Raw genomic sequence first — 23,084 nt, forward strand, 5'->3', positions numbered from 1 at the left:
CTCTGAGGGATCCGCAACATCCGCCACGCCGCAACATTGCTGGTCAGCGGCTTGTATCTGTGGCGGATGCTGTTTCTGTTGCGGATAGGTGCCGCCGCACGTGGGTGCGGCGGCACCTGTCGGGCGGGTGGTGTCAGACCACGCAGCGAAGGCTGGGTGTGTCGGATTCAGCGAACATGTGGCGGGTCCCGGAAGGGTCTTCCGCCACAGATTCACCCTGGTTGACCTGCGGTGTTGCGGATGTTGCGGATGTTGCGGATTCCTGGGGGTCGGGGCGGCAGTAGCGGTTCCACGCGTCGGTGAGGTCTTCGGCGTAGTAGCCCTTGGGGGTGGTGCTGCCGACCCGGATCCCCTTGGGCTTGATCGGACTGTTGTCGGGCCGCACGTACTGGCTCAGGAGCTTGGAGAGCCGCCGGGCGGTGAGCGGCTTGATGGCCTGCCCGTCCTCGCTCAGGTCGGCCCACGGGGAGTCGTCGAGGGAGAGGAGGACTTCGAGGATGGCGGCGGTGGGCATCTTGTCGACGCCGCAGAACACCTTGTCGCGCAGGTCGGTCAGCAGCCGCACACCGAGGGAGGCTTCGTCGTTGCTGGACGCGGACTTGATGAGCTCGATGCACGCCGCGCGGGCCCGGGACGGCCAGTGCCCTCCGGCCGCGTCCGCGACCGCGAGGAGCGGTTCCCACACGTCGGCGGGCCGGTCCGTGACGCCTTCGGGCATCTCGGGCCAGGCTTCGGCTACCTGGTCGTGGAGGGTGGCGGTCCAGTCGGCGAGCCGGTCCCGCAGGAGGTGGCCCTGCTTCTCGTGGACGCGGCGCCGGTAGGGCTCGCACTTCTCGTTGGGGGCCTTCTTCCGCATGCGGATGATGACGGACCTGGTCAGGATCGTGTCGGGCAGGGAGCCGAGTCCGGCCATGGCGACCGCGCAGAACGAGGGGAAGAACGCTGCCTTCTGTTCGGAGCCGTCTCCGACGCAGCGAAGGGACTTGGCGCCGCGCCGGTAGCCGGAGTTGAGGAAGCCGCGGACTTCCTCGTTCCCGCCCGCCTTCGGGCCGAAGACGGTGTCGATCTCGTCGAAGAGGAGCGTGGGCGTTCCCTCGTCTGCGGAGACGAGCCGGAACAGGGCGTTCGCGGAGGCGTTGACGGTCGTCGCCGCGCGCGGCGTGAGCGTCTCGATGATCTCCAGCGCACGCGACTTCCCGGAGCCGGGTTCGGGGCTGAGGAAAGCGATGCGGGCGGTGCCGTCGAGGGCGTCCATCAGGTGTGCGTGCGCGTCCCACAATGCGACGGCGACGTAGGCGTGTTCGGTGGGGAAGACGTTGAACCGGCGGTGGAAGGCTTCCACCTCGTCGAGGAGGGCGGCACCGTCGATGGGCGCAGAGGTCGGTGTCGCGGTCATGACGCGGTCCTTTCCTGAGTGGCACGCAGCGGGCAGCGGGTTTTGTGGTCGGTGTGGTCGGCGATCAGCGCGAGGGCCTTGTGGTGGCCGGCGGCGAAGAGGTTGCGGCCGCATGCGCAGATGCTGGTGGCGGTGGGGGTCGCGCCGCGGGGTGCGGTGATGGTGAGCCAGGCGATGGGGTAGCGGCCGTCACCCCTCTGCTGGTCAGGGCGAACAGCAGAGGGGACGCCTTCGGCGACGACCTTCGGCGCACCACTGCCGGATGCGGCGGGGGCTGGTCCGGCGAGCCTGAGCCGGGGAGTAGGCGGATGGCCTTCCAAGCGGGGGCGGGGCGGGGCGCTCATGCCGTCTCCCGGGGCCGGGCGGTGCGGATGGAGCTGTCCAGGGCGCTGCGGATCGTGGCGCGGCACTCGGCAGCGGTGAGTCCCCGGGCCTCTCCCGCCCCTTGGAAGGCCTCTTCAACCTCGTGCCGGGCGAGGTCGCCCCACGCGACGAATCGCCCCACCTTGAACGCGCTGCGGTTGAGGGTGTTGTTGCCCTGCTTCTCCGGCGCCGCGACAACCCGCCGGCACTCCCGCTCCAAAGCGGCCTGCCCGGCCCGGCTGCCACTGACCACCGGCATGGCCAGCGGCCCGACCGGCCCGCGAGGAGCGGGACGGAGCAGGGCGAGCAGCCAGCCGGGCAGCGGCACGACGGGGACCGGGTCGGTGACCTCGTAGCGGCCCCACGGTGTGGTGCTGCCGGGGGCGACGACGTATCCCCCCCATGCCCGGGTGTCCACCAGGGGGGCCAGGGTGCCCGCGGTGTTCCCGAGGCGGATGCCGGTCGGGGCGGTGAAGTAGAGGTGGTGTCCGCCGCTCGGGGTCCGGGTGCGGTAGGTGGTGGCGACGGGCTGCCCGGCGCGCTCGCAGAGCGCCTCAAAGGTCGTCACGCCGGAAGGCGTGTCCGCACTGCTGTTGTGCTTGGGCATGTCGAGGTCCACCACGATCAGCCCGGAGGGGCCGGTGGCGATCCCGATGTTGAACCGGCCGTGGGACCAGGCCCGGCGGATGCGGTCCGGGTCGGTAGTGGCCCGGTCCTCCCACTTGCGGTGACCGCTCGCGCAGTCCCCGATCAGCGGGCAGACCGCCTCACGGTGGAGGGCGGGGCGCTTGTCCGCGGGGCGGAGCGGGAAGACGTGCCAGCCGTGCTCGGCGGCCTGTAAGGCTGCGGAGAGCATTGCGGTTGGTACGTGATGCGTCATGCTGGAGGTCTCCAGTTCTGATGAGTGCTGGCAGACGAGGGCGGCCCCGGATCATTGGCTGAGACGGGGGCCGCCCTTTGTCAGCGGTGGTTGATGGTTCCGTTGGCCTTGCCGAACATCCCGCTGGCGGTGATGTTCTGCGTGATGGTCGTGGTGCCTTTTGCGGCGCTGGCCCGTCCGATGCGGAGGAGCATGGGGACGCCGATCGCTGCTGCGGCGATGAGGGCTACGGCGGCCCAGAGTGCGTCGGTCATGGCGATCAGTCCCGGGGCTGCGTAGGAGAGCCCGATCCCGGCGGCGGCGATGCCGCCGCCGATCGTCGGGGTGAGCAGGGCGGTGGTCTTGGCCCACGTCGGGATCGGCTGGGCAACCGGCACCGGCGGCGCGGGCGGGGCCTGCTGCGGCGTGTAGGCCAGGGTCCGCATGCCGCCAGGGAGCGTGACCATCTGAACGCCGGGCGGGATCTCGGTGGGCAGCAGACCGGGGTTCGCGGTGGGCTGCTGGGAGGTGAGGGTGGTGATCTGGTACGCGGTTTCATGCACGACGGGGCTCCTTCAGCAGCACGGCCCACACCCTCGTTGGGTGGGGGTGTGGGCCGTGCTGGCTTGTCGTGTCGCTTGTCGTGTGCCTTGTCGCTTGTCTTGTCTTGTCGCTTGTCGCCTTGCAGGTCACAAGCCGTTTCCGGCCCTCACGGAGCCGTCCAGGGCCCTTCCCGGGCCGGTGCCGACAAGCGACAAGCGCTCACCCCTCGGCAGGGTTGCCGGGGGCGTGGTCGCGGTGGACGTAGCGGGTCTTCGTGCCGGTGCCGACGCGGACCGCGGTGCCGTCCTCCGACCATGTCTTGAGCCAGCCGACAACCGTCTGACGGGTCGTGCCGTGCTCGTCCGCGAGGCCGCGGGCGATGGCCGATGCTCCGGTGCCGTCGGGGCCGGCGGCGAGGAGCAGGGCGAGGGCGGCTTGCCGGGCGGCGTTGTCCTCGGGCTGGAGGGCGGACAGGTTCAGCCTGGGCGGCGCGGGCCGCTCGGTGTCCGGCTCCCCGGGTGCTGCGGGCTGGTCGAAGGTGGCGAACTGGGCGTCGATCTGCTCCCGGAACTTCCGGGCCAACGCCTCCTCCGCCGACTCCCCCCGCAACGCGGAGAGGTTCAGCCCACCCCCGGCAGCGGCGGGCTGGTCGTCTGCGGGGCTGTTGGTGGCCGGGGCCGGGTTGGTGTCGCGCATCCACGCGGTTCGGTCCGGGTCCCACCGGGTCGCGTAGGCGGGCCCGGCGGCCTTGCTGCTGATGTCGTCGAGGGTGGGGTGGATGTCGGTGGTGGCGTGGACGATGTCGCGGATCTGGTTGGGCAGGATCCGCCATACCTTGAACAGGGCCGCGACGGATTCGGGGGTGCCCATGAACCCGGCCCCCTTGTACGGGGCCTGGTCGGGGCGCAGCCCACGGGCGCCGGGGAAGACCTTGGACAGGTCCATGCCCTCGGTCTCCCCGCCGGTGAGGCAGACCCGGGCCTTGGCCTCGCGCCGGATCATCAGATTCCCCAGCACCGAGCCGGTGGCTCCGAGGGCGGTGAGGACGGTGCGGACGCCCATGGCCCGCAGCATCCGGATGACCTCAAGGATCTTCTTGGCGAGGTCTTTCATGCGCCGGTCGGTGCTGGTCAGGATCTCCGCACCCTCATCGACCACCAGCATGATCTGCGGAATCTTCGCGCTGACCGGCAACAGGTCCGTGTTCGCCCGGGCCATCAGGTCCTGGTAGGCGACCTTCCTACGGAGCCCGACCGCGAGCGCGGCGTCGAGCATCAGGACCGCCTCTTCGTAGGTGGAGGCGAGCCAGTCGACTCCCGGCCGGACCCCGTCCACGGGGGCTCCGTTGGTGTCGAGTGCGGGGCGGACCCAGGGGAGGCCGGCGGATCCGGCGTTGAGGTCGATGACCCAGGTGAGGACGTCGGTGGCGCGGGCGAATCCGGCGAGGATGATGTGGACCATGTTCGTCTTGCCGGACCCGGTGGGGCCGACGACGAGCGCGCACTGCTCGCGCAGGAACACGCAGATCTCTTCGGCGTTGGTGCGGTAGCCCCACGGGATGCCGGTGTAGAGCGACAGCGGGGTGTAGGTGTCGGGGTAGGTGCGCTCCTCCGCGAGGACGTTGACCGTGGTCACGTCGATCAGGACGCGCCCCTGGTCGATGCCCTGGGAGGCGACGGCGGTGCAGCCGTGAGGCAGCCTCGCGTCGGCGGAGAGGGCGGCGGAGTGCTGGGCGATGCGGTCGTAGGTGGTTCCGCCGGCGGGGAGTTCGGCGTCGATCGTGAAGCCGGTGCCCGTGGGCCATGCTTCGACGGCGACGATGCGGAGGGTGATGCGGCAGACCCGCTGGACCCGGTCCACCCACTCCGCGGCGATCGCCCGCCGCTCCGCGGACAGTTCGCGGGCGACCTGGCGTTCGTCGGCGGCGATGGCTTCCAGTTCCCGGGCCTCTTCGTGGAGGAGGGTGGTGCGGGCTGCGGCTCCGATGCCGACGCCGATCGTGGCGAGGGATCCGAGAGCGGCCCAGGTGAGGGGGCCGCTGGTCATGGCCCAGGTGGTCCATCCGGCGCCGACGAGCCAGGAGGCGGAGCGCATGGCGATGGTGCGGGCGGAGAGGCGGTCGCGCAGGCTGCTGGCCGTGTGGCCGATGGCTCCGGCGGCGCCGACGGTGAGGGCCCAGGCGGGGGGCATGCCGGTGGCGGCCCCGGTGGTGGCGAGGGCGAGGCATCCGGTGGTGGCGGACAGAGCGCCGGTCACGGGTCCGTGACCGGCCGCCCAGTCCCACACCGGACCACCAGCAGCGTCCTTGTCCTTCTTGGCGGTGGTGGTGTTGGTGGTCATGGTCAGACGTTCCAGCCCTTCTCGGCCTCGACTCCGTTGCGGGGGTCCTCGTGGCGGGCGATGTCCTGCTCGTGGGCCTGGCGGAACAGCGGCCCCATGTCCTCCGCGACCGCCACGGCGGCCATGAGCGCCCCGTAGATGTCGTTGAAGCCGTCCGCGACCTGCTTCTCCAGCGGGAACTCGAAGTCGGCCCGCTCGGCGAGGATCTGCATCACGTTCGCCACGCTCGCCAGCGCCGCGGGGAGCCCTTCGACCATGGCGAGGATCTCCATGGCGTTCTCGGGGTCGTACTGCTGGGCTGCCGCTTCCATCTCCGCGGCGTACTCCTCGAACCGGAAACCAGACACGATCTCTCCCTCAAACGGAGTGGTGGTGGGTGCTGCCGGCGTCGGCCCCTGAGGCCGCTCCGCCGTGTCGCCGATCTCCTCGCTGTCCTCGGCCGCCTCCGCATCCACAGCGGCCTCCGCCTCGCCAAGGGCGGCGATAGCGATCTCATCGCGCAGACGGCGCTGCTCCTCGGCGGTGCGCATCAGCCGGGCGTACAGACGACGGCCCGGGTACATGAGCCAGGCCCAGCCGAGCTTGCGGCCCAGCGGGGTGGACACCAGCCCGACCAGCCCCAACGCCCCCGCCAGCACAGCGGCCAGCAGGCGGCGGCCCTGAAACCGCATCGCGGAGCGCCGCAGCGCCTTACGGGCTGCCTTGCGGGCGGGCGCCTTACGGACCGCGTCCCGCCGCGATGCGACCGTGCCCGCGGCCTTGCGGTCACGGGCTTTCCGGCTGCGCTCGACAGCGGCACCCTTGGCGGCGCTGATCCGGCCCGCGGCCTTGCCCACGGCCCGGCCCAACGCCCCCTTCCCCTTCCCCTTCAGGGAACCGGTCCGGGCGTTGTTCTTCGCGTTCCTGCGGGCGTCCGCGACCGAGCGGCGCGCACCGGCCGTCTCCGACCGGCGCGCAGCCCGGGACGGGGACGAGGTGCGAGCGGAGTCCCGGAGCGCCTTGACCTGCCCCACACGACCGCCGGACTTCCCCGCACCAGCCCCGGCCCCGGCCGATCCGTGCTTGGCCGTGGACTTGCGGTTGGGGGGCGTGGTGTTCTTCGGTCGGCTTACCGCTCCGGAGCCCAGCGCCGAACCAGCACTGCCCCGCCCAGACTTACCCCGCCCGCGACCAGCGCTCTTACCGCTGCCGGCGGTTCCGCCCCGGGCCTGCCCGGGCACTCGCCGGGAGCCACTGCCCCGGCCGGTCGATCCGAGGCCGGTCGCGGTGTGGGACGTGCGGTTGGTGGTCTTGCGGGGCTTCTTCTTGTCGCGGTGCTTGCGGGCGATGGCGATGGTGCCGAGGACGGCGGCGCCGGTCGCGGCGACCGCGAGAGCGGCCGGACCGCCGCCGACCAACGCGGCGGCGGCGACCAGGGACGTGCCGGTGTTGGTGCCGGTCACGGCGAGCGGGACGACCGGCCACCCGCCCGGCGTGTGCTCCACGGCGGGGGTGGTGGGTTCGGGCTTCTGTTCGGGCGGTGTGGGTGGCGGGATGTCGGGGGTGGCCTCGGGGGCCACTACCGGAGTGATCGTGGTGTCCGTCATGCTGTGCGCACTCCCTTGCGGAGTAGGAGGGCCCGGCCGAATCTGTCCAGGAGTGGGCCGGGCCCTGCGTTTGTGTGCGGCACGTACGTTGAGCGGGTTGCCTGCGGTCAGGCCGCGGTGAGTGCGAGGGCGGCGAGGACCAGGGCGAGGATGTGCGCGGTCTGGTCGACGTGCGCGGCACCGCCGTTGGCGGCCCAGGAGGATTGGCCGGTGCGGGTCATCCACCACTGCACCGGCCACCGCCGGTCGATGAACGCGTGACTTCCGCCGATCCACCCCAGCGCCACCAGGGCAACCGGGAGAGACAGGGCCACGTCGTCCAGAACGACCGCGCCCAGGGCGAGCGCGGCCCCGCAGGTCGCGACATGGGTGGCGGCGTGGGTGAGGTTTGCGGCCCAGCCGGTCGCGCACCAGTCGGCTTTGTGGGCGGCCTGGTGGTCGGTCTGCAGCGGGTAGTCCGCCAGCAGATGACCGAGGTAGAGCAGGACAAAGAGCGAAGCGAACACGACAGCCCCCAGCTGGTGGTCAGGCCCGGCGGGCGGTGCCGATGGCCCGGCCGCAGGCGGGGTGCTGGCGTCGGGCGGTGGCCACGATCTGCCCGTGGTCGAACGCCAGCGCCCCGGGGGCGCCAAGCGGCACCCATCGGACAGCCGCGGCGTCGTCACCGGCCCGGGCGGTGGTGTCCTCGGGGACGGTGACCAGGTAGGCGGCGGTGATGTATCGGCCGCGGGGGTCGCGGTCCGGGGCGTCCCACACCCCGACCAACGTCAGGTCGGAGGCGTCGACCTGAACGCCGGTCTCCTCCAGCAGTTCGCGGGCGGCGGCGGCGCGGGAGGACTCGCCCGGGTCGACGTGACCACCGGGCAGTGCGTTCATGCCCTTGTGCGGGTCCCAGCCCCGCTCGATGACCAGCACGTCGCCACCGCGGATGCAGACCACGTCGGCGGTGTAGCGGATGGTCTCGAACGTCTCCGTGTGCTCCGACCCGGTGTGCGCGCCGGCCGTCTCGGAGGTCGCGGCGGCGATGGCGAGCTGGGCGAAGATCTCGGCCTTGCGGAGATCGTCGGGGTGGATGCCCCCGAAGCGGTACGTGTCCCTGCTGACGATGAGTTCGGCGGCGGCGCGGTACTCGGCGGCGTTCATGAGGGGGTGTCCTCTCGGTTCAGCGGAAGGTCGTGGCAGGTCACGCACATGCCGAGCGAGCGCGGGATGCAGTACCCGGCGTCGAGACGGCAGGTGGGGCAGGTGCGGCGGGCGAGCATCGCCGCGGCCAGCGCAGCTCGGCGGGCAGGTGTCATCGGGCGGACCGGTTTGGCCCGGTCGACGCGGTAGAGGTAGGCGACCAGCGGGTCGCGCCGGCGGCGCGGGCGGTGGAGTTCGGCGACGACGTCCTGACCACCCGGCCGCAGCCCCAGCGCGCGGAGCTGTCGGCGGGTGGCCAGACCATCGGGGGCGAGGTGCCACCGGTAGGCGGGCAGGCCGCTCACGGTGTCGTGGTGCCGAAGGGGAGGGGCTGGACCCGCCAGGTGACCTCACAGGCCGGGGGCAGGGCGGCCCCGGGGGTGTGGGTGGTCCAGCTGGAGCGCGGGGCTCCCTCGGCCTCAGCGGCGATCTCCGCCGCTTCAACGGTGGGATGGATGCTGTGGAGGTTCCCGTGGTGGAACAGGACGTAGACCCGATCCGCCCTGTTGTTCTGCTTGCGGGTGGTGCGCAGCAGGGTGCGCAGGGCCTGGCGGTCCTCGGTGTCCAGCAGGGACTGGGCCCGCAGGGCTGCCAGCTCGCCTTCGAGCCGGGCCGCATCCGTGGTCGCGCGGGTGAGTGCGGCCCGCAGTTCCTCCGCCTCGTCCTCGGCCCGCTCCATGGAGTTGAGGAGGTTTCCGCTCTGCTCCAGGCACAGTTCGGCCTCGACACGGGCCGCCTCGGCCTCCGTCTCGGCCTCGGTGAGGTCGGTGCGCAGGGCGTTCAGGGTGCGGGTGCGGATCAGGGTGATCATGCGGTGGCTCCCTCAAGGTCCAGGGCGACGGCGGTGGTGGTGGTGTCGCGGTGTTCCTGGTAGCGGGTGGAGACCCAGCCGACCGACCAGCCGCACAGCTCGGCAGCCGTACGGACGGGAAGCCCGGCGTCGAACGCGGCCCGGACCGTGGCCCGCGCCCGCTCCTCGTCCTGCTTCTCCACGGCGGGGCCGGCAGACAGCAGGGCCTGGCGTTCACGCTCGGCCTGCTGCTGTTCACGCTCACGCTCGCGGCGCTCACGAGCCTCACGCTCCCGGGCCTCCAGCTCCCGGCGCTGGGCGGCTTCGCGGTCGAGGCGTTCACGCTCGGCCTGCTGCTGTTCACGCATCTGTTCACGGCGTTCACGGGCCTCCCGCTCGGCCCGCTCCTTCGCCTCGGCCCGCTCGCGTTCCTCACGCCGCGCGGCTTCTTCCCGGGCGGTCTGTTCACGGGCGATCAGGGCTTCGTGCTCGCGCTGTTCACGGACCAACTGGGCCGCGTGCTCCCGCTCCTCACGCCGCCGCCGCTCATCGGCTTCACGGCGTTCGTCGGCGGCCCGCTCCCGCTCCGTGCGCTCGGCCTTGAGCTGCGCTTCGCGGGCGGTGTGGGCGGCGGTGATGGCCCGCCGGTAGGCGAGACCGGTCTCCGCCGTGACGATCAGCAGCAGCGGGGCCACCGCGTGGACCGCGACCCCGACCAGCTCTTTCTTCAACGCGGAGTCCGCGACGTTCAGGGCGAGGGTCATCGCTCCGGTCATCCACCGCAGAGCGATGGGCCACCGGCCCCCGTCCCCGCCCAGGGCCGCCAGCACCGAGTCCAGGCGGACCACGATGACGACCGCGGCATCGACCACGAGCGGCAGGATCGGGGCCGTCCACTCCCAGCCCTTCGGGCTGTGGCGCTCCATCAGCGGGGTGACCGTGAGGATCGAGAACAGCATCGCGCCGCCCACGATCAGCCACGTCCCGACCGACAGCGCGGTCTCTGCTGAACGGATCTGAACACTGTTCACGACAGGTCACCGTCCCGTGAACACACCCGGACCGAGGCCAGCAGCCGGACCGGCGACGTGTCGTCGTCCGGCCCCTCCGGGTACTCCTGCCACACCCACTCGGCCCCGTCCGTGAACACGAACCCGAGATCGGTGAGCGCTCGTGAACGCTCCGCCGGGGTCGGCACCACCTCGGTGCCGAAGTCGTGCTCCGGCCACTGCGAGACCGGAACACCCAGTAGAGCGACGTACAGGGTCCACCTGCCGGTGCGGATGGACAGTTGCGCGGTGTGCTCGCTCATGCGGCCACCGCCGTGCGCTCGTGCAGCGGGCGCCGGGCGGTGCGGCGGGCGCGCCGGCCGCTGGGGCGGGGCTGCTTGAGCGGGAGGGCCCGCATCAGGCTCTCGGCGTAGGCCGCGGTCTCCGGGTCGCTCTCCCGCAGGTCCGCGAGGACCTCCCGGGCGACGTCCAGACGGGCCGCCCGGTCCATCACGGACTCGGTGGGCGAACCGGTGAACAGCTCCAGGTCGATGCCCAGAGCCAGCTCAACGAACTCGGTCGCGGTAACGGGCTCGCGACCAGCAACGATGGTCTTCATGAGTCGTTCTCTCCCTGTGAAGGTGTGGCGGCTCAACAGCGGCCCCGGGGTGCATCCCGGGGCCGCGCTGCGTTGTGAAGTGGTGGGGGTGTCAGGCGGTGGCGGCGGCGCGGACGAGTTCGTCCGCGGCCTCGATCGCGGCCCGGCGGTAGAAGTCGAGGAGTTCGCGGTTCTCGGTGTTCCGCAGGGCGTACGTCGCACCGGCCGCGTCCTGAGCGACCCCGGCAAGTTCGGGGGCCAGGATCGCCAGCGTGGTCAGCGGCGCGGTCAGAGCGGAGCGGGTGTTGTGACTGGCCGCACGGGCGGCCTGGTAGTCGGCGTCCGAAGCGCCGGACAACCGCAGGTCCTCACGGACCCACATCGACCGGCGGTGATCAGCCAGCGCCACCGTCAACGCGGTGACGGCCGCGATCCGGTCCCGCCGCTCCTCATGCCGGCGGACATCCGCACGGTCCGTGCGGGCGGTGCGCTGCTGGAGCAGGTAGGCGGTCACCGAACCCAGCAGGGTCCCCAGTACCGCGATCACGCTTCCCCACATGGTGGGCTCCTTCAGATTTGGTGGTGGTGCCTCATCAAGCAGGCAGGAAGACAGCCCCATCGGGGTGTCTTCCTGCCTGCTTGACGAGGGCGATCCGGTGCTCATCACGCGGGGATCGCCTTCGCAGGTGCGGCATTCCGACAGGCCCTCTCCAGGTGCCCGTGTGCCGCCCTTACTGCTGCGTGGCCCGCTCGCCTCGGTCATCGCGCCCGTCTGCCCTTGCGGGTACGGGGATGGTCCGCTCGCTCAGCCCGGCGGCCCCGGTTTTACCCGAAGCCACCACGCGCCACGTTCCCGGGGAAGTTCTGGCCTCCCCGGCCGCCGTTCTGACCTGCCCTGCTCGCTCCCGACGCGTCCTAGCGCGCCGACCAGCTCAACCGCTGTCACCGCCCACATCACCTGTGGGGTTGTCACCAGCGGGACACAGCAGATCTTCAGTTCTCAAGGAACAGGGCTTCCTTTGGGCTCACTCCCGATACCGGGACCCTCCGGGCGCTCTGGTCGTGCACGTCGAAGCACCCCCGAGAGGGCCCTCCTTCGCTTCCGCCTGCGGGCTGATGCGATACCTGTATTACAGGTCCCGCATCGGGGTTCTGTCAAGCGAGGCGGTGGTGACTTCTTGTTTCGCGCCTTGACTTCCTGGCGCACCATCAGCATCGGCCCAGGTCGGGGGCGTTGTTTACCCCGTCCGTGGACAGCTGAAGTTCATCTGACTACCTTCGAGAGGTCCCAAGACGTCCCACGGGGGTTGAGATGTCCAACGAACGCTTGCGGTCGGCCCTGCTCGCTCAGGGCGTGACCATTCAGGAACTGGCCGACTCGATCGAGGTCAACCCGAAGACAGTCGAACGCTGGATCACGCAGGGCAAAGTCCCGTACAGGCGTCATCAGTACGCCACGGCCGCGAAGCTCAACGTCGATGTGACGACCCTGTGGGACGACTCGCGTGCTGTCGCTACATCAGCCGATCTGAGCAAGGCTGAGATCGTTACCATCTACCCGCACCGCCACCAGGTGCCGAACACCTTGTGGCGCGAGATCTATGAGCGAGCCGAGTCTCGGGTCGACGTCCTCGTGTACTCCGGGCTCTGGCTTTCGGAAGACCCCTTGTTTCATGACCTCTTGAAGGAGAAGGCCGAGGAGGCCACGCAGGTGCGGATCCTGCTGGGGGACCCGGACTGCGAGGCAGTGCGACAGCGCGGCATAGACGAAGGTCACCGCATCATGGACGGCAAGATCCGCAACGCACTGGTGAACTACCGCCCGCTCTTCGTCAGCCACCCGGACATCGGCTTCCGTCTGCATGACGGAACGCTCTACAACTCGCTCTTCCGATCCGACGACGAGATGTTGGTGAATACCCACGTCTACGGAATCGGCGCCTACATGGCACCCGTCCTGCACTTGAGGCGGCTGCCAGGCGGCGGGCTCTTCGACACCTATGCGAATAGCATCGAACAGGCCTGGGGCAGTGCCCGCCCGGTCACGGACCGCGACATCACGGGAGCTTGAACATGGGACGCATCGACTACCTTCACGATCCCGACGCCCCGCCGGCCAACTCGGTCGTGCCTTCCGTCGTCGCTTTCGTCCAGAACGACTCAGGCGACGTGCTGCTGATCCAGCGGTCGGACAACGGCCGCTGGGCACTGCCAGGCGGCGGGCACGACGTGGGTGAGTCCATCAGCGACACCGTGGTGCGCGAGGTGTGGGAAGAGACCGGCATCAAAGCCGAAGTCGTCGACCTATCTGGGATCTACACCGACCCCGGGCACGTGATGCTGTACGACGACGGCGAGGCACGTCAGCAGTTCAGCATCTGTTTTCGCGCCCGCCCGGTCGGTGGAGACGTCCGGACTAGTGATGAGACGACGCAGGTCCGATGGGTCAGCCCATCGGACCTGCGGGAGTTCGACATCCACCCCACCATGCGGCTCAGGATCGAGCACGCTCTGGACCGGGAGCGGACTGCGCCCTACGTCGGCTGACGCTTGACGGTGGCGAGTCGCTCAAGGACGCGCACCGTGCAGCCGAGGATTTCCGGTTCGGCTCGGCGGATGAACATCCCGATCAAGCTCTCCGGACCGTAGCGACCAGCGATCTCATTGATCCGGTCCACCGGATTCGTCGGAGTGCCGTCCGGCGTGGTGTTCATGTCGCAGAAGCAGAGAGCATCGCTCAGGTGGGGATCCTCCCGGGGGAACTCCTCTTCCAGTTCGTCCCGGAGCCCTCGGGCTTCCGCCTCCATCCACGCGCAGGAGTGATGAGCCACGAGGCGCACCACCCTCTCGTCAGCGCGAGCGACATCCCGCAGATACCGCGCCCCGTCCAGCGGGTGAAAGCCCGTCTTGGCAAGATCGGGTGCATAGCCGATGTCGTGAAGCACTGCTGCTGCTTCCAGCAGATCGGCGTTCGAACCGAGGATCGGGCCAAGCACACGGGCTCTCTCTGCCACGCCCTGCGAGTGCGCCCACCGACGCGGCAGAGGCTCTGAGAGCAGCGATTCGGCAAGGGGGTATGCCCAATCGGTCAATGCCTTGGTGCTCACGGGCTGGCACTCTCCTCTCGCTTCGGCAGGGACAGTACGGTGCGAGGCTTGCCCTGCTTGCTTTCCGACAGAAGCCCGGCGGCTTCCAGCTTGTGAAGCGCCTTGGCCAGGGTGGGCCGGGAGACGCCGAACCGCGCGCACAGCTTGGTCGAGCTCGGGAAGGTCGCCCCCACGGGGAGCTGGTCATTCGTGATCACGTCGGTGAGTCGTTCGGCCAACGGCCGGCGGTCGACGGCTTCCCCGCGTCGCACTACTCGCAAGCGACTGCCAGCAACGCGTTCTGCGGCGCCCTGCTCCTGGAGGACATCGAAGACCCGGAGAGCTACGCCCCGGGAGACGCCGAACTCGCCCATCAGGTCCGCAGCCGTTGGCAGCTCGGACATCTTCGGGTCGGCATCGATCCGAGCTCTGACGACTTCAGCGATCTTCAGGAAGGTTCCGCGAGGGCTGGCCTGCTGCGACACGAGTCTCCCCTCTCTCCGTCGTAGTCGGTCCAAGCTTGCCATGTTCCTCCATCTCGTCGGCCCTGCTGAGAGTGGTGCCCGGACTGGCCGGTGGGGCGCGAGTCGCGGCGCGGTGGGCCATGTGTGGGCCACGGCAGTGCGGATCTGGGCAGTTGCGGGCAAAGAGCCAGGCCACAGGCTTGCGCGTAGGAGAACGCAGACGGTCTTGAAAACCGTCGTGGCAGCGATGTCACCGTGGGTTCAAATCCCACACCCACCGCAGGCGAGAGGCCCCTGACCAGTGCGTATGGTCGGGGGCCTTTGCCATGCCCGCTCCCCGCCGGGCACCGCTGTTCCCCCTGGTTTCCCGCTCTTTCGGGCACGGAAGGGGCACGCAGGGGGCACGGCTGGGCCACGGCTTTGGAGCTGCCGGGGCAGCTCGTCAGCGGTTGATCGGGATCTCGTAGACGATCTCGCAGTGCGCTGCGGGCACCACGATGTCCGCTGTTTCCACGGGACGGCCGTCGTCGCTGTAGTACGTCCGCCGGATGTGCGTCACGAGTGCGGCTTTCTGGATGCCGAGTAGCGATGCTTCCTCGGCGGTCGCGTGCCGGGGTTCGGGCTGCTCCACCGCGTGGCTGATGGTGACTCCGATCTCGGCCATGCGGTTCACGACCCCGGCCCCCGCGTGGGGCCCTCCCTCGGGGAGAACGACGAGGGTGCCGCCGGTGACGGCATACGGCTCCCAACTCGTCGACAGCTGAACCGGCTTCCCGTCCGCAAGGAACTCGTACGTCGTCCGCACGCACAGCTCCCCCTCAGCGATGCCGAGCCGCGTCGCGATCTCCGCCGGGGCCGGCACCTTGGCGTCGGTCCGGCTCTCCCAGTCGCTCTGTCGGCGAAGGGCCTTCATGTCCTGGCGGAACGGGGATCCACTGGGCTGCTCACGTGCCGACGACCGGACGACTCTCACGCGCTCCCGGGGCTCGGCGACGTAGGTGCCCGATCCGGCCCGGCCTTCCAGCACGCCTTGGGAGATCAGCAACTCCTGTGCCCTGCGCACCACGTTCTCACCCACGCCGCACTCCTGGCCGATCTGGGCGCGGGATGGGAGGCGGTCGCCCGGTTCCCAGACGTGCTCCGCGATGCGCTGCCGGAGTTCGTCGGCGATGCGGAGGTACGGCGGTTGCTCAGACATATGGAAAATCTAGTCCACTAGCTCTAATCTAGTTAACTAGCTTTACCGAAAGTGATCGCTGGCAATGGAGGGTGTGCTGTGTCCGCTTCGGAAGTGACCGCGGCGGCTATCGCCGCCCGCTTGTCTGCCGCTGGCCTCCGCCCACGCGTGGAGGAGCACACCCAGTTCACGACCGTCGAGGCAGAAGTACCAGACACACTCTCCGCCGACTCATGGCGGGAGGTCCTGAACGCGGTGGCCGATGCCGATCGATTCGGGCTCGTGGCCACCAGCTTGAACGGCCGCACCTTATGGGCGGTCGTACGTAAAACGGTCCCCACGACAGGCGACGTCGGGGGACCGGGCTATCAGCGATAGGAGCTGAACAGCATGCTCAACCGTATCCGCCAAGCCATCTCGCGCACCAGAGCGCGGTGCTTCCCCAACGGTCGGCACTGCCGCCCCTTAACGCCCTCCCGTCCGCTGGTTCCTCTCACCTGCCCCGCACCCGCTGACGCTTCGACCGTCGCTCTGGGACGGACTCCGGCCGGCACAGTCCACCGTTACCCGCTGAGGGGAGAGGACGTCGCGCTTGTCCGCCCGTACCTGCTGGCGTGGGAAGAGCAGCGTGCACGGACGCGCACAGTGCTCGTCGTCCCGCACCTGCCGGCCGATGCCTGGTCGGTCCTCGCGGGGGCCCACTGATGCCTCCTCGCCGACAACCGCACCCGACGGGCACAGCTTCCGTCCCCTACCGCTCGATCGCCTGCTGGATTGGCACGCACCACTCTTGCATCGAGCCGTCCCCGCCTGCGGCGACGGACGACGTGCCGGTGATCTACGAGGTGTGCATCTGCCCGTGCCATTCGACCCCGGACCCGTCCGTGCCCGTGAAGGTGATGGCATGAGGACCCCGGCCCCCGGTGGTGCACTGGTCTCTTCCGTCGAGGTCACTGCGGCCACCGTGCAGCGCGGCGACATCATCGAACTCGGCGGTCAGGTCTGCCGAGTGAGCGACCTCTTCCAGCTTCCCCAGGGGGCCAAGCAACTGGTCTTCGAGTCGGGCGAACTGCTGGCCATACACGCCCGTACCCGGCTCATCGCACTGCGACTGTTGAGAAGGCGGTGACCGGCTCCGTGCCCCGACGCCATCTCGACATCGCCGACGACCTACGCCACCAGATCACGACGGGCAGCATCAAGCCTGGCGAACGTCTCCCGTCCGAAGCCGGTCTTGCCGCCCGGTACAGGGTCAGCACGGTGACCCTGCGACGTGCTCTCGCCGTGCTCCAGGGCGAAGGACTCGTCGAGAAGATCCACGGCAAGGGCAACTACGTCCGTCGCCCCCGCCGCAAGATCATGTACGTCGGCGGCTGGGGCACGCTGGACCCCTGGACCGCCGCTGAGCCGACTTTGCGCATCACGGTTCGTAGCAGCACGGTTCCGGCCTCCTTGCACCTGACGACGTTGCTGAAGGTGCCAACGGGCAGCCCTCTCGCGGAGTACACCTGCCTCAGCCTCGAACAAGGGTCACCGCACGGGCTGGCCCGCATCTACATCCCGCGCGACCTGGCCCCGGCCGGAGTCCTCGACGACGACGCCGTATGCCGGGAGGCAGCCACGCGATTCGCCGTCCTCGGCCCGTCGCCGGCCACCATCCGAGAGACGGTCTCCGCCCGCTCTCCCACCCCAGACGAAGCGTCGGCCCTCCGGATCGGAAACAACATGGGCGTTCTCGCGATCACGCGCATCGCCACCGACACCACCGGTCGCGTCGTTGAAGCCGCGCTCCTGGCCTTTCCGGGAGACCGAGTCGACGCCGTCTTCACCGCCCACCACGTGCTCAACGAGAGGCCAACCCAAGGATGACGACTCCGAACGAACTTCGGCTCCTCCCATGGTCGGGCCCGGGGGACAAGCCCTGCTACCTGAGCACTGACGACCCGGACGGCTACATGTCCCGCCTTGCCGACAGCATCGAAACGATCCAACTCGGCACGGCAGAAGAACTGTTGGAGGAGGCCTGGGAAGCTCTCGACAACCAGGACACGTCCCTTGAAGGGATGCGGAGCCTGGTCAAAGAGCTGACCGGGGCTCTGCGGGACGTCTACCGCGTCGCAACGAGCCGCGGCCACCTCCGGGCAACGAGCGATCCGCGTAAGCCCGCCTATTGATCCACGATCCCGCGGACTAGCACAGCAAGAGAGGCCCATGGCTCTGACCAGATCAGATGCCATGGGCTTCTGGCTCTGCTGGCTGACTTGTCGACCTAGGACGGCCTGCGGACTGCTTCGTCCCGAAGCAACTCGGTGCGGTCACTGCCTTGGGCTGCCGTACTCGTCACCTGCACTGACGGTCCGCTGACGTCCACGGTCGTTCGCGGTTGTCCGCCGTGGTTGTCACACAGTTAGACACTCAGGCGGCGGAGGGTCCCCTCACTCCTCGCCAGGCGGAAAGAGTCGGTCAGCGCTCTCTGCGTCGTCCACATCCCGTGCGCGTCCACAGTGATCGGAGTGGCTCGTCCTTTGGAAGTGACGAGCCAAGCAAGTACCTGCTCGGTCAACGGGCCGTCATCCGGTCGCTCATCTTTCAAGGCGGGGGGACCGCCGTTGACCGTGGTTGTCTGCCGCAGATGGTGCGGAAGTGGTGCGCGTTCCTGAGAGAAGGAGGCCGCGGAATGGCTCTTCGCCACCGGGCTGCAACATACCTTCCCAGGATGCCTTGAGGGAGCGGAGGCAGACATCTCCTGGCTCCCTCACACGGAGTCGAAGGTTGCTGCCCGGTCTGCTGAAGGCTGTCCCGTAAGTCGACGCACAGGCCGCGGGCTACGGCGGACGGGTCAACTCGTTCGATTCTGGAGCGATTCGCGGACTCGGCCACGACCTGACCAATCGGCTCGAACTGGACACAGCTAAGCGGCTACAAGAGGTACGAGACAGCCTTTAGACCGTCCTGCGCAGTCGCGCACCGCAGATGTCCATGCACCTCCCGGGTGCAGAGCGACGCCTGAGTGGGAAAATCACTCCGAAGTCTGTGCGATGGCTTCACTGAGGACTAAAATGCCGAGTCCGACGTGCAATTCAGGGGGGAAAGTGTCACGAGAACTCACACCAGCGAGCGAGCCCGACAGCACATCTCAACATAACCCCGCCCGACATCAAAATGGAGCGTCCGCAGCCGTTTCTCACGCACAGCAGGTGTCGGCAAGTGCCAATAATGAGGTATCCCGCGAAGAGATAAATCCCCCCGCCGAACGGCAAGAATCACCCGTCGCTGAGCTGATCGACAGCAAAATCCCCGGATTCAAGAGAGCCAATGGAAAAGATCGCCTGAAAGTCCTGTTGCTGGCATTATTTCTATGCGTAGCTGCTGTTCTGATTGGAAGTTATTTTCAACTCGGCTTCGATTTGCTCAACGTGGGAGTCAACGCCTCTGCAGAGGACGCCGCGAACGATGCCGTTGATTCCGCAAAACCTCCATTCAACTTGACCGTGGATTCACGCACGGGGGTAGACGATATTTTATCTTCGGGTGAGGTGATCATTCTCTTTGAAAACCCTCTCACGGAATCGGAGCAGCGAAGACTAATTAGACTGGCGCACGCCAGCAACGAAAGCCCTAAGGCGACCGAAAATTTCGTGGGCAAAGTGCTTTCATCCTTCCGCGAGGAGCCTACAGTGCTTTTCGCTGGGCAATCTCCACTAGAGAATCCCTGGGGGAGGGTCCTCACGCCCCTACAGCTGACTATGCAAAGCGACCGTTCCGGCTCCGTGGTAATTCGTAGTATGTCGTTGTCAGACATTCGATGCTCGAAGACATCCACTTCGACTGTTGTTAGTCTTCCTCCGCAAGGCGGAGGAGCTGTCGAGGGGCTTATGGTCGACATTGTGAAAACTGGAGGGCGTGCACCTCTGACGAAATTCGAGGGCAAGGGAGGTAACTATCCCTACTTTAGTCGTAATTTTGTCGAGCTCGGAAATGGCCAAGGTTCCTGGGTGGCAAATTTGGATATTTTATCCTCAAATCAAAAGTGCCGATGGGCGATGGAAATTTTGTACACTGAATCAGGAGAAAGTAAGTCGAAGAAGGTGGAGAATGAGAAGTTCTACACAAGCGGCTACCCGAGTAAGCCGAAGCAGCTTTTCGAGTTCACGCCAGCGGACAAGCGCGCATTCTCTGCCACTTGCTGGGGGAGCGAAATCAGCGAAAAGGTACCGTGCGACGTCCGGGCGTCAGTCGATGATTCAGATAGCAAGGAATCCGGCATCTATTACTGGGGAATGATTGACATGCCACGATAAGCTCATGCGCTCTGGCAAAGGCGCGCTGGCCGCGCGAATGCCCAGGAGGACGGCATCGGTATCGGCCGCAGCCCTGGACTCTCCAACGCCGCCGCTCGCAGGCGCCTTCTCCACTGCGCTCTGCTGCGTAGACCGCCTGGGAGCGCACCTCTGTCCAGTGTCCAGCTGGTAGGCGAGTTCGTGTGACTACATGTCAACTGCGCCCGCTGATCTGGTCGCATGCCGCTGCGCCTCGCGTCGGATGCCCCGCCTCAGACCTGATGCGGTGATCGCGGACAAGGCGTACTTGTCACGGGCGATCAGCCGGACCTTGCGACGCAGGGGCATCCGAGTAGTGGTCCCGGAGCGGGCAGATCAGAAGGGCCAACTGCCTGCGGCACGGGAAGGCCGGCGGCGAACCGCCGCCTTCGACGGCGAGCTATGCAAGGGCCGCAGTCTGGTTGGTGCCGTCGTTTCGTGAGCCCTGGCGGTCTACATCGTGCTTACCTCCGATATCAGGAAGGCGTTTGGCCAAACCGAAATCCCAACAACGTATCTTCCGGGCGCGCGTCTCCCAGTTGCAGCCTTACGTGATCCTGCCATTGAAGGCCGATTTCACGGAGATCGGCTAGCGGTAGGTTATCGCTATTGATGAATGCAATATATTGGAAGTCGAGGTTCTCGCTGCTCTGCTTCGCATAGTTCAATGCTAGGGCGATCTGACGCTCATCCACACCTTCGAAAAGCAAGCTGTCATGAATCAGGAAACCAACCCTTCGCTCTACTGTCTGCCAGACCTGTGTGAGCGCGATGTCGTAAGAATAGATCCCCATAAGGTCTACCCCGTTTGAGCCGCGGCGCTGCATTTTCGTTTCGAAAATGAATCCGTTCTCATTTAGGCCGAAATTAATCTCGCCCGGCTGGCCGTAAAGATACTGTGTGACCTCGACAAATCGAGAAGTCACGGTCGACCACTTCGGGCGACGCTCCGAGCGATCCAGCAGCGCGCGGCTGAGCAATGCCTGACGCCCGGACGCCACTGTCGCTTCTTCGGCGGCCGAACTTTCAAGACTGGTGATTCTCTTCTCGATCTCTTCAAGGCGCTCCTGTGTGCGTCCAAGGCGAAACTGCAGCTGGCCGAGATCCTCAACCGCGCCGCCTTCGTTGAGTAGCCGCATCAAGTCGGCACGTTGATCATCCAGGAAATTGAGCCTGCTGGAAATCTCGCTAGCCCGCGTTCGGAGGCGGACAATCTCGTTCTCCAAGTAATCTCTGCGATGCGTCGTTACTTCGTTGTGGAATCGAATTACATCAGAAAGATCCCTGCTCAAACTGTCCGGGAACAGGAGGCCAGCTTCACTGTAGATATCCTTCACTCGACTGAGGTCCCCAGCTGACTCTGCGGACATTTGCTGCTCGTAGCGAGAAATCTTCTGTGTCAGAATATTCGACTCGTTCACGAGTTCGCGCATCTCTGTCGTGAGGTGTCGGGTCTGTTCCTCCACGGCAGAGTACTCTGGAACAATGCGAAATTCCGCCACCTGGCTGCGCAGGCGCTGTTGATCGGCTACCAGTCTGACTTGTTCGTTTTCTAGGGCGGCCAGGGTGGACCGTTTTTGCAGGGCAGAATTCGGTGACGGTGTGCGAACCTTTTTTTCCTGGTCCTTAAGTACCTGCCATTCGGATGCGTGCCGCCAGTTAAGTCCCACTAGGAACGCGTTGTAGACCTGTTTCTGATAGCTACGGATCTGACGAGACGTAGTGAACGGATCAAGATAGGCATCCCGGCCAGATCGGGCGAAATACGAGACCAGTGAGCGGAATGTCGGCGAGTATTTCTCTGCCGTGGTTTCCTCTGTAAGGCCAAAGCAGATCTGACCCAAAATCTCCTTCCATGACTTGGTGGAGATTTCAATTTCGCCATTCAGTGAGACTTTCGCTGATTCCATCAACGGCAGGTCGCGAGCCGGATTCGTGAGAGTGACTGTGGTTGGTTTAGTCAAGGAGCGCCGTACGGTGAACGCGCAGTCTCCGTGCTCAAGGTCAAGAGAAAATTCCCAGTCGTCATCACGAAGTTGGTGGATAACATTTTTCTGGGTAACCGAAGAGCCGAGGCAAAAATGCACAATCTCGACAAGTGTACTTTTCCCTACGCCGTTGCGTGAATCGCGATCCGTGGAAGTTGCGTTTCTCTCGGCCACGATTAGATTGAGCCCGTCGGTGAACTCCACCTCGCGGAAGGATCCTTTGTTGGCCCTCACCTTCCTAATTTTTAGCGACGCCATGAGAGGATTCCCTTGTCTAGGTCGACGATTCCGACGGTATACAAGAAATCGAGGCAAAGGATAAATCTCTCATAAGAGATGTCCTCTTCTGTTTCTCGCACTTCATCCCACAGGGATGACACCGTCGTGCTGTTTTTGCGCAATGCCAGGATCGAACTCGCCTGCCCAAGGATAGAGCTCTTGGTGTTGACGTATTTATTAGGTGCGATCATGATGTGGTCTCAAAAATGTCGCAGACCTGGAATAGGTGGGCAAGTACGGCCAGGCCGGCTGCGTGACGCTCGAAGTCCGCTGAACCACCGGCAGCGAAATGCTCCAGGAGAACGAACAGGCCATCGCCCTTGGCTCCGGTTCTCCGATACTTGTCATACTCTTGTCGGAAGCCCGCGATCAGTCTGGGAGGGAAGTCCGGATCCACGTGAGTGACCATGCTCTGCAGGTAATTTGCTACGAGTGGGGCTTGCATGAGCCCCATGGTGATCTTCTTGGAACTGCTGGGGCCGAGGTCGTTCAGGCTAATTTTGTCTTGAGGGGGCAGCGAGTTGAAAGCCGTCGAATCGGCAAGTTCGCTTGAGATGATCCGTTTGCACACGACTTCGAGTTCGGGGAACCTGATGTCGCTCATTTCATTTTCCAGGTTCCTGTCCACCCAATCGAGATGATCAAGCTTCATTGCTCTCAGTGTCTCATCGGGATAATCGTCTGGTTTGCCGTCCACGAGCCGATGGCACGCAGCGCACAGCAGTAGTAAATTCTCGAAGGAGTTCCTATCCTTGTCCGACACGGTGGAATCGGCGCGCGGACCTTCATTCGAGAAGGCTAAAATGTGTGCAATGTCGCCAATGATGGTGGTGCTGCTCTGCTCCGTAGCGGGATGAATCAGCTTCCTCCGGCATGACGGAAACGCGCAGCGGCCAGCGGCGGAACCGAACAACTGCTTGATCGTCTGTTCGGTGTAGGACCTCGATGCCATGCTCCCCCCCCAACTCTGTTATGCACAGGCTATGTTCGTGCAGGTTCGCATGCCAGATCAAGAACGGCGCCGGTTACCCGAGCCCCAGGTCGGCGGAGGGGGTTTGGCCGGTGTCCTGCCCGGTTTGGGGTCGAGCATGATCAGGGGGCCGTACGCTGGCCGGCAACTCGGGC

Annotated in this window: 27 protein-coding genes and 1 pseudogene; 8 read left to right on the forward strand and 20 right to left on the reverse strand. The window is 66.6% G+C overall.

The genetic code is table 11. From position 1 onward, the window contains the following. Window positions 1-133: 133 nt before the first annotated feature. The 14 genes from ACIRJT_RS15815 to ACIRJT_RS15880 form a co-directional block, all read right to left on the reverse strand. Window positions 134-1,396: a DUF3631 domain-containing protein gene (locus ACIRJT_RS15815; RefSeq protein ID WP_403909189.1), complete on the reverse strand. Its 1,263-nt coding sequence runs from the start codon at window positions 1,394-1,396 to the stop codon at window positions 134-136. Beyond that, window positions 1,393-1,740, reverse strand: coding sequence for a hypothetical protein (locus ACIRJT_RS15820; RefSeq protein WP_403909192.1), 348 nt, complete (start codon window positions 1,738-1,740; stop codon window positions 1,393-1,395). Before ACIRJT_RS15820 ends, ACIRJT_RS15815 begins: the two co-directional genes overlap by 4 nt. Beyond that, window positions 1,737-2,639, reverse strand: coding sequence for a bifunctional DNA primase/polymerase (locus tag ACIRJT_RS15825; RefSeq protein WP_403909195.1), 903 nt, complete (start codon window positions 2,637-2,639; stop codon window positions 1,737-1,739). Before ACIRJT_RS15825 ends, ACIRJT_RS15820 begins: the two co-directional genes overlap by 4 nt. A gap of 80 nt (window positions 2,640-2,719) precedes the next feature. Next, the gene (locus tag ACIRJT_RS15830) at window positions 2,720-3,181 is read right to left on the reverse strand and encodes a hypothetical protein (protein WP_403909198.1); all 462 of its coding nucleotides are present in this window, start codon (window positions 3,179-3,181) and stop codon (window positions 2,720-2,722) included. Window positions 3,182-3,380: 199 nt separating this feature from the next. Further along, window positions 3,381-5,501 (reverse strand): hypothetical protein, encoded by a 2,121-nt coding sequence (locus tag ACIRJT_RS15835; protein WP_403909201.1) that lies wholly within the window; start codon window positions 5,499-5,501, stop codon window positions 3,381-3,383. A 2-nt stretch (window positions 5,502-5,503) separates the two neighbouring features. Then, complete coding sequence (locus ACIRJT_RS15840) at window positions 5,504-7,087, reverse strand: hypothetical protein (protein WP_403909204.1); 1,584 nt, start codon at window positions 7,085-7,087, stop codon at window positions 5,504-5,506. A gap of 107 nt (window positions 7,088-7,194) precedes the next feature. Continuing rightward, a complete protein-coding gene (locus tag ACIRJT_RS15845; protein WP_403909207.1) occupies window positions 7,195-7,593 on the reverse strand; it encodes a DUF3307 domain-containing protein in 399 nt (132 codons plus the stop codon). Window positions 7,594-7,612: 19 nt separating this feature from the next. Beyond that, complete coding sequence (locus ACIRJT_RS15850; RefSeq protein WP_403909209.1) at window positions 7,613-8,230, reverse strand: NUDIX domain-containing protein; 618 nt, start codon at window positions 8,228-8,230, stop codon at window positions 7,613-7,615. Next, window positions 8,227-8,574 (reverse strand): RRQRL motif-containing zinc-binding protein, encoded by a 348-nt coding sequence (locus ACIRJT_RS15855; RefSeq protein ID WP_403909212.1) that lies wholly within the window; start codon window positions 8,572-8,574, stop codon window positions 8,227-8,229. Before ACIRJT_RS15855 ends, ACIRJT_RS15850 begins: the two co-directional genes overlap by 4 nt. Then, window positions 8,571-9,080: a hypothetical protein gene (locus tag ACIRJT_RS15860; protein ID WP_403909215.1), complete on the reverse strand. Its 510-nt coding sequence runs from the start codon at window positions 9,078-9,080 to the stop codon at window positions 8,571-8,573. The genes ACIRJT_RS15855 and ACIRJT_RS15860 overlap by 4 nt, the downstream gene beginning before the upstream one ends. After that, window positions 9,077-10,090: a DUF2637 domain-containing protein gene (locus ACIRJT_RS15865; RefSeq protein ID WP_403909218.1), complete on the reverse strand. Its 1,014-nt coding sequence runs from the start codon at window positions 10,088-10,090 to the stop codon at window positions 9,077-9,079. Before ACIRJT_RS15865 ends, ACIRJT_RS15860 begins: the two co-directional genes overlap by 4 nt. After that, a complete protein-coding gene (locus ACIRJT_RS15870; RefSeq protein WP_403909221.1) occupies window positions 10,087-10,371 on the reverse strand; it encodes a DUF6303 family protein in 285 nt (94 codons plus the stop codon). Before ACIRJT_RS15870 ends, ACIRJT_RS15865 begins: the two co-directional genes overlap by 4 nt. Next, complete coding sequence (locus tag ACIRJT_RS15875) at window positions 10,368-10,667, reverse strand: hypothetical protein (RefSeq protein ID WP_403909224.1); 300 nt, start codon at window positions 10,665-10,667, stop codon at window positions 10,368-10,370. Before ACIRJT_RS15875 ends, ACIRJT_RS15870 begins: the two co-directional genes overlap by 4 nt. A gap of 91 nt (window positions 10,668-10,758) precedes the next feature. Next, a complete protein-coding gene (locus tag ACIRJT_RS15880) occupies window positions 10,759-11,205 on the reverse strand; it encodes a protein kilB (protein ID WP_403909227.1) in 447 nt (148 codons plus the stop codon). Between the two features lie 753 nt (window positions 11,206-11,958). Here ACIRJT_RS15880 and ACIRJT_RS15885 point away from each other — a divergent pair. Both ACIRJT_RS15885 and ACIRJT_RS15890 read left to right on the forward strand, forming a co-directional pair. Further along, window positions 11,959-12,717 (forward strand): XRE family transcriptional regulator, encoded by a 759-nt coding sequence (locus tag ACIRJT_RS15885; RefSeq protein WP_403909230.1) that lies wholly within the window; start codon window positions 11,959-11,961, stop codon window positions 12,715-12,717. Between the two features lie 2 nt (window positions 12,718-12,719). After that, window positions 12,720-13,193 carry an NUDIX domain-containing protein gene (locus ACIRJT_RS15890; RefSeq protein ID WP_403909233.1) on the forward strand — a complete coding sequence of 158 codons (474 nt, stop codon included), beginning with the start codon at window positions 12,720-12,722 and terminating at the stop codon, window positions 13,191-13,193. On the opposite strand, the gene ACIRJT_RS15895 is transcribed toward ACIRJT_RS15890, so the two are convergent. The 3 genes from ACIRJT_RS15895 to ACIRJT_RS15905 form a co-directional block, all read right to left on the reverse strand. Next, window positions 13,181-13,753: an HD domain-containing protein gene (locus ACIRJT_RS15895; RefSeq protein ID WP_403909236.1), complete on the reverse strand. Its 573-nt coding sequence runs from the start codon at window positions 13,751-13,753 to the stop codon at window positions 13,181-13,183. The two genes, ACIRJT_RS15890 and ACIRJT_RS15895, sit on opposite strands and share 13 nt — an antisense overlap. Further along, window positions 13,750-14,217, reverse strand: coding sequence for a GntR family transcriptional regulator (locus ACIRJT_RS15900; protein ID WP_403909239.1), 468 nt, complete (start codon window positions 14,215-14,217; stop codon window positions 13,750-13,752). The genes ACIRJT_RS15895 and ACIRJT_RS15900 overlap by 4 nt, the downstream gene beginning before the upstream one ends. A 421-nt stretch (window positions 14,218-14,638) precedes the next feature. Beyond that, window positions 14,639-15,394, reverse strand: a complete 756-nt coding sequence (locus ACIRJT_RS15905; protein ID WP_358725836.1) for a GntR family transcriptional regulator — start codon at window positions 15,392-15,394, stop codon at window positions 14,639-14,641. Between the two features lie 78 nt (window positions 15,395-15,472). On the opposite strand from ACIRJT_RS15905, the gene ACIRJT_RS15910 reads away from it, so the two are divergent. The 6 genes and pseudogenes from ACIRJT_RS15910 to ACIRJT_RS15935 form a co-directional block, all read left to right on the forward strand. Further along, entirely contained in the window at window positions 15,473-15,751 is a 279-nt protein-coding gene (locus ACIRJT_RS15910) for a hypothetical protein (RefSeq protein WP_403909243.1), read from the forward strand. A 526-nt stretch (window positions 15,752-16,277) separates the two neighbouring features. Continuing rightward, on the forward strand, window positions 16,278-16,502 hold the full coding sequence (locus ACIRJT_RS15915; protein WP_397842255.1) for a hypothetical protein: 225 nt from the start codon (window positions 16,278-16,280) through the stop codon (window positions 16,500-16,502). Then, window positions 16,499-17,242, forward strand: coding sequence for a GntR family transcriptional regulator (locus tag ACIRJT_RS15920; protein WP_403909247.1), 744 nt, complete (start codon window positions 16,499-16,501; stop codon window positions 17,240-17,242). Before ACIRJT_RS15915 ends, ACIRJT_RS15920 begins: the two co-directional genes overlap by 4 nt. Further along, window positions 17,239-17,547 carry a hypothetical protein gene (locus tag ACIRJT_RS15925; RefSeq protein WP_015609929.1) on the forward strand — a complete coding sequence of 103 codons (309 nt, stop codon included), beginning with the start codon at window positions 17,239-17,241 and terminating at the stop codon, window positions 17,545-17,547. Before ACIRJT_RS15920 ends, ACIRJT_RS15925 begins: the two co-directional genes overlap by 4 nt. Window positions 17,548-18,465: 918 nt before the next feature. Beyond that, a complete protein-coding gene (locus ACIRJT_RS15930; RefSeq protein ID WP_403909251.1) occupies window positions 18,466-19,674 on the forward strand; it encodes a hypothetical protein in 1,209 nt (402 codons plus the stop codon). 244 nt (window positions 19,675-19,918) lie between these two features. Continuing rightward, window positions 19,919-20,116: pseudogene (locus ACIRJT_RS15935) on the forward strand (IS5/IS1182 family transposase); the annotation flags it as partial. Window positions 20,117-20,168: 52 nt separating this feature from the next. Here the strand turns inward: ACIRJT_RS15935 and ACIRJT_RS15940 are convergent. From ACIRJT_RS15940 to ACIRJT_RS15950, 3 genes are read right to left on the reverse strand one after another with little or no spacing between them, the layout of a single operon-like run. Further along, window positions 20,169-21,938, reverse strand: a complete 1,770-nt coding sequence (locus tag ACIRJT_RS15940) for a DUF2326 domain-containing protein (protein WP_403909254.1) — start codon at window positions 21,936-21,938, stop codon at window positions 20,169-20,171. Continuing rightward, on the reverse strand, window positions 21,926-22,150 hold the full coding sequence (locus ACIRJT_RS15945; RefSeq protein WP_403909257.1) for an ABC-three component system middle component 6: 225 nt from the start codon (window positions 22,148-22,150) through the stop codon (window positions 21,926-21,928). The genes ACIRJT_RS15940 and ACIRJT_RS15945 overlap by 13 nt, the downstream gene beginning before the upstream one ends. Next, the gene (locus tag ACIRJT_RS15950; protein WP_403909260.1) at window positions 22,147-22,911 is read right to left on the reverse strand and encodes a hypothetical protein; all 765 of its coding nucleotides are present in this window, start codon (window positions 22,909-22,911) and stop codon (window positions 22,147-22,149) included. The genes ACIRJT_RS15945 and ACIRJT_RS15950 overlap by 4 nt, the downstream gene beginning before the upstream one ends. Window positions 22,912-23,084: the final 173 nt, after the last annotated feature.

It is taken from the genome of Streptomyces sp. NPDC102283 (assembly GCF_044766265.1).
Classification (GTDB): Bacteria; Actinomycetota; Actinomycetes; order Streptomycetales; family Streptomycetaceae; genus Streptomyces.